Here is a 5,248-nt window from a genome sequence, read left to right on the forward strand (position 1 = left end):
AGGCCCGTCTGGTGCCCGGCCACTGGGAAGGCGATCTGATCAAGGGCGCCTTCAACCGCTCGGCGGTGGGCACGGTGGTCGAGCGCAAGACCCGCTTTCTCATTCTCAGCAAAATGCGCGGCTGCACCGCTGACGCGGCGTTGGAGGGGTTTACCCGCCAGATGAAACGCCTGCCTGCCGTGCTGCGCCGGTCGATGACTTACGACCGGGGCAGCGAGATGGCCTGCCACCCGGAGCTGGCGCGTCGACTGAAGATCGACATCTGGTTTTGTGATCCGCATGCCCCCTGGCAGCGCGGCAGCAATGAGAACACCAACGGCCTGCTGCGCCAGTTCTTCCCCAAGGGCACCGATCTGAGCACCATCAGCCAGACCGAACTCAACGACGTGGCGCGCATGATGAACCAGCGACCCCGCAAAACCCTCGGATGGAAAACACCCGAAGAAGCCATGGCCGAAGAACTCGCGGCCTTCAGATCAAACGTTGCACTTGAAAGTTGAATCCGCCCTACCTAGGAGATGTTGTGCCTCGGTTTCTAAGGGAGCAGACCCGCATCAAGGGATTGCAACGCCGTTACCCTCGAGCTTGTGGTGCCGCCAGTGCCGCAGCAGACGCGCGGTCTCTTGGGTCACCAACCATTGATCGGGGTTGGGGAGACTGCGCCAGGTTTCAACATAGCCCCGAACTTCGTTGATGATTGGGGTCGGGTTGTATTCCTGATCTGCTGTCGAAAGCTCGTCCTTGGCGCCAAGCAGGAGGGAAGCCTGCTTAGTGTTCTGACGCTGCTTCTTGGTTTTTGGAACGGGTGTAATGAGATCCGAGCGCCGACGGTTATCGAGAATGCGGTTCGTCGGCTGACCATCGGGGTCCAGCTCCCAATGCCTGCCCGGATATGCATACGGCGAGTTGAGAATCGGTTTTTCGAAGAACTGCTCAGACATCCGCGGCACCTTTTCCAAGGTTTTCTTTTATGGATGCCTTCTGTTCATCGATCCATCGATCAATATCATCATGCTTAAAGCGCCATTGTCCTTGAACCTTGAATGCCGGGATTTGGCCGTCGCGCGCCATCGTGTACACGGTTTTCTCTGCAACCTTCAACAAAATCGCGACCTCTGGCAAAGTGAGAATAGGGTCCGACATGGACCTGCTCCTTCTCGCAATGTTCAAAATGAAGCTGCCAGCCTTTGCCAGCCTTTACTAGCACTTGATTGCTCTTGGTTGCGTCGAGAGCCATGGCCGCAAGTTCGGCATTGCCTCAGACATTTCCACCTCCGTCAGCATCCCGCCCGCCAGAAGCCCATCCCGGACCCAGTCCAGCGCCTGCACCAGTCCTCATAGCCGCGCCGGGGCGGATGCGATCCGTTCTAGATGGGGTCGCCAGGTGACCGGGCAAGCCAGCAACTCGACCGTTCGCCGCCTACCTCGGGTCTTCACCAGCGTTGTTCTTCGCCAGTTTCGGCAGATGTTCGACGATGTAGTGTTCAATCATGTCTTTGACGCGAGGCGCTCCGCGAAACTCTTCCTTCGCCGCCAAAGGGTCGTGCCCCCCGTCGATGGCCCGGCGCAGTTCCTTGGCGCGTTCGCGCGCGGCAGTCACGCTCCACTCCGGCCAGCGCCCGATGTTCATCCGCCGCTGCCGCCCCGCATGGCGGTAGTCGATTGTAAAAGTCCGCGCGCCCGAGGCCTGAACCCGTACGGCAAACCCGATCACCTCGGTGTCGAAAACCTGATAGCTGACGCCCCGTTTCGGCTCCGCATCGCGCAGGGCTTTCTCATTCAGTTTCAATCGCTTGACCATGTGCCCAGCCTCCTTGCATCCCGACACAGGCGTAGACCCGCGCGGTTATCAAGGCAGAGCATGGGGCAGGGGGCGGAATACAGGCGGAAGGTGGAACTGAAGTGGGGTGGTGAATTCCGGTCAATGAGATCAATGGGTTAGGTAGGGTGTGCAGTCCTGCTGACGGAAGGGTAGGTTCCAGGCGCGGCCCCCAAGTGGAAATGGAACGGTCGGGCTCCAAATGCGTGGAATTTTGCTTGGCGTAACACGATGGTGTGATAAACGTCGTCAACCCCACGTGGTGCGCACGTCCAAAAAGAACGATTATGTCATTGACTTATAAAGAAAATCTTCCAGAAAACTGCCCGCTGCCAGACTCGAAAGATGTGGAACTTACCGACGTTTGGCGTCTCCTGCGCGCAGGAACTCCAACGGAGGCATGCTTTGAGTCTCAGGCTGCACAAAAGATTGAGAACAAGAGAAACAAATGCGAATGTGGTTGGGCGTCATGCTCATTCTTTGAGGGCGAAAAATACACAAAGGATCTAATGAAGCTCCCTTTGTTTAAGAAATTCGTCGCCCGTGCCGAAATGAAAGTCCCTGCAGGCTCTGGTCTTTCGATGAAGGAGGGTAACCATGTGCACTTTTGCGCTTTTGATCATTTCTCTTTTACGCAGGCTATAGTTCGGATTGAACCAAAATGAACGCGGAAGTCAAGAAGTCAGCCCGAATCAATGTAAAGGTTGAAGCGAACCTTTTTGAGGCTGACATCCCGCTGGTCGTTTTGCTTTCAAAGAAAGCTGGAACAGGTACCCAACACTTTATTGCAAGTGCGATCCCTGATGAGAGTGGTGAAGTTGACTACTATTTTGTTGTCTTTGTGGGAAGGCATCATCTCATCCGATATTTCAACGAACAGTGTGATCTGCGTTTTCTGTTCGCCTTCGCATCCGGACGAAAATACTATGTTGTGAAAGACTTGAAGCCCAACACTAAGGGCGCCGTTGCGTTGGAAGAATTCCAAGGGGTGCTTGGGGAGAATTTGCTTCCTGATGGCCAGTTTTTCGTAACGGCGCATACTTCAAAGTACGGCATTAGTGATGCGATCGGAAAAGAGCAGCGTCTGCTCATCGATGGACATTGGGACATGCAAGAATTTGGAAGCTTTTATCAGAAATTTGCAGATTTATATAGTTATAGTCAGGCCGTGGAATATATCAGCGATCCAAACAGCCAAAAAATCAGCCAAGTACAGAAGGCATTTAGCAGCAAGCCCTTTAAGGGTGGGTCAAGCTATATGGGATTCTTTAACGACCTTTTTGAAATCATCCCGTCAAATCAGCGCCCATCCCTAGAGGGCATAGAATATCATTCGCCAGGTTGGGTTGATCTTCGAGGTAAGGATGAAATCCTTGAGGCAGTCAAGGTAAGCGTCGAGCTCTTTCTGGAGGGAGCTGATGCAATTCAGAAAGCTCATGATGACTTGCGTGGCTTCATGTCGAAGGCCAAGCTGCTCTCGATAACCGGTGGCTTGAAAGAGGTGAGTTCGGATGTTCTCATCGAACTGCTCCGCCTGACCAAGGTGTTCTACGAATTGCTGCCTGTCGTGGGAAAAGACCAACTCAAGAGCCTCACAAAAGATAATCCGATTGTCCATGCAAAGGTTGGTCTGGCGCTGTTCCGACGCCTCCGGGCCACAGCGCATTTCTTTGCGCAGGGCAGGTTGGCCTATTCTGAATAGACACCTTAACTGCAGCTGCTCGCCTCGGCGAGACTTGCTGTGATTATTTAGATCGGGTCAATTGGGCTTGTGGCGGGCGGAATGATTGCATTTGAGCATCGTTGCCATCACTCTTGTCAACGTCTGGTCAACCCGCGAATACGGTCTGCGCACCCTTGGAAGCCGTCGAATGACGACGGAAATTGGCACATTCCGGCGAAAGAGTGCGCCATTTCAAAGGCTTGACCGCCAAGCTATTGAAATTAAAAGACTCAATAGAGTATGCATATTCGGCTCATAACCTGAAGGTCGAGGGCAGCAAAGTCGGGGACTTCTGCGTTGCGGTTGTGTAAGAAAAGATGCCAGTTGTTCGGTGTAGGCCAATTCCTGTCCCCGCAACCAAACCTTTACACAACAATTACAACACATTAACCCCGCATCCCGCGGGGCTTTCTGTGTTCACCATTTTGGACCGTGTGACGTTGCCCCTGACGTTGCCCCCTGCGGCTAATCCAGTTTGAGATAGACTCTGGCCCAACCGAAAGGACCAGAGAGATGAAGCGCAGCAGGTTCACCGAGGATCAGATCATCGGCATTCTGAAAGAGCATGAGACCGGGATTTCTGTGGCCGACCTGTGCCGCAAGCACGGTGTCAGCGATGCGACCGTTTACAAATGGAAGGCCAAGTATGGCGGCATGGATGTCAGCGAGGCAAAGCGGCTGAAGGGCCTCGAAGACGAGAACGCCCGGCTGAAGCGGTTGCTGGCGGATGCCATGCTCGACAATGCGGCGCTGAAGGATCTCCTCGGAAAAAAATGGTAGCGCCCGCCGCGCAGCGGCAAGCGGTAGCACAACTTGTGGAGGGCCATGGGATGAGCGAGCGGCGGGCGTGTCGGGTGATCGGATGTTGCCGGATGACCATGCGGTATGAGGTGGTCCGTCAGGATGACGCGGTGCTACGGGAACGGCTGAATGAATTGGCCAAGGTCCGACGCCGGTTCGGCTACCGGCGCCTCCATGTGTTCCTGCGGCGCGAAGGCCACGAGGTCAATCACAAGCGCTTGTTTCGCATCTATCGCGAAGAAAGGCTCCAAGTGCGCCGTCGGGGTGGGCGCAAACGGGCGATCGGCACGCGCGCTCCGATGGCGCTGCCGTTTGCGCCGAACCAGCGGTGGTCATTGGATTTTGTGTCTGACCAGTTGACCGATGGACGCCGGTTCCGGATCATGACCGTTGTGGATGATTGCACGCGCGAATGTCTGGCGTTGGTTGCCGACACCTCACTCTCAGGCGCGCGTGTGGCGCGGGAACTGGCGACCCTCTTTGAGGCTCGCGGCAAGCCTGCAACGGTGGTCAGTGACAATGGCACCGAGTTCACCTCGAACGCGATCCTGATCTTCGCCGATGACCGAAAGATCCACTGGCACTACATCGCGCCTGGAAAGCCGACCCAGAATGCCTTCATCGAAAGCTTCAACGGTCGCCTGCGGGATGAGCTTCTGAACGAAACCCTCTTCCCGTCCCTGCATCATGCCCGTGTGACGCTGGCCGCCTGGCGCAACGACTACAATACCGAACGACCCCACTCGCGCCTCGGCTGGCAAACGCCCGCCGCCTTCGCCCTGACCTTCACCCCGCAACGGGATCTGACGCTCCGCAATTCGATCAGCTCCGCGCCAGCCCCCGTTGCCCACCCCGCCCAAAAGGGCCAAACTCAAACCCGGAGTCTCGCTCACGCTGGATAAAAC

The 5,248-nt window shown here is 55.7% G+C and carries 5 protein-coding genes and 3 pseudogenes; 4 read left to right on the forward strand and 4 right to left on the reverse strand.

Translation table 11 applies throughout. From position 1 onward, the window contains the following. On the forward strand, positions 1-500 hold a 500-nt coding region (locus AKV04_RS09935; protein ID WP_156317456.1), incomplete at its 5' end, for an IS30 family transposase. Between the two features lie 75 nt (positions 501-575). On the opposite strand, the pseudogene AKV04_RS09940 reads toward AKV04_RS09935, so the two are convergent. From AKV04_RS09940 to AKV04_RS09950, 4 genes and pseudogenes are all read right to left on the reverse strand, one after another. Next, a pseudogene (locus tag AKV04_RS09940) lies at positions 576-941 on the reverse strand (BPTD_3080 family restriction endonuclease); the annotation flags it as partial. Further along, a complete protein-coding gene (mads1, locus tag AKV04_RS09945; protein ID WP_054006295.1) occupies positions 934-1,143 on the reverse strand; it encodes a methylation-associated defense system helix-turn-helix domain-containing protein MAD1 in 210 nt (69 codons plus the stop codon). The pseudogene AKV04_RS09940 and the gene mads1, both read right to left, overlap by 8 nt. A 57-nt stretch (positions 1,144-1,200) precedes the next feature. Then, positions 1,201-1,446: pseudogene (locus tag AKV04_RS27825) on the reverse strand (hypothetical protein); the annotation flags it as partial. Next, positions 1,433-1,801 (reverse strand): annotated as a pseudogene (locus AKV04_RS09950) (Arm DNA-binding domain-containing protein); the annotation flags it as partial. The pseudogenes AKV04_RS09950 and AKV04_RS27825, both read right to left, overlap by 14 nt. Positions 1,802-2,106: 305 nt before the next feature. On the opposite strand from AKV04_RS09950, the gene AKV04_RS26150 reads away from it, so the two are divergent. From AKV04_RS26150 to AKV04_RS09965, 3 genes are all read left to right on the forward strand, one after another. Beyond that, on the forward strand, positions 2,107-2,484 hold the full coding sequence (locus AKV04_RS26150) for a hypothetical protein (RefSeq protein WP_156317457.1): 378 nt from the start codon (positions 2,107-2,109) through the stop codon (positions 2,482-2,484). Next, positions 2,481-3,521, forward strand: coding sequence for a hypothetical protein (locus tag AKV04_RS09955; RefSeq protein WP_054006297.1), 1,041 nt, complete (start codon positions 2,481-2,483; stop codon positions 3,519-3,521). Before AKV04_RS26150 ends, AKV04_RS09955 begins: the two co-directional genes overlap by 4 nt. Positions 3,522-4,055: 534 nt before the next feature. Continuing rightward, a protein-coding gene (locus tag AKV04_RS09965) for an IS3 family transposase (RefSeq protein WP_156317321.1) occupies positions 4,056-5,245 on the forward strand; the annotation gives its coding sequence in 2 pieces (ribosomal slippage) (positions 4,056-4,314 and positions 4,314-5,245; 1,191 coding nt in all). Positions 5,246-5,248: the final 3 nt, after the last annotated feature.

The sequence above is a fragment of the Cypionkella psychrotolerans genome, assembly GCF_001294535.1.
In the GTDB taxonomy this organism is placed as follows: Bacteria; Pseudomonadota; Alphaproteobacteria; order Rhodobacterales; family Rhodobacteraceae; genus Cypionkella; species Cypionkella psychrotolerans.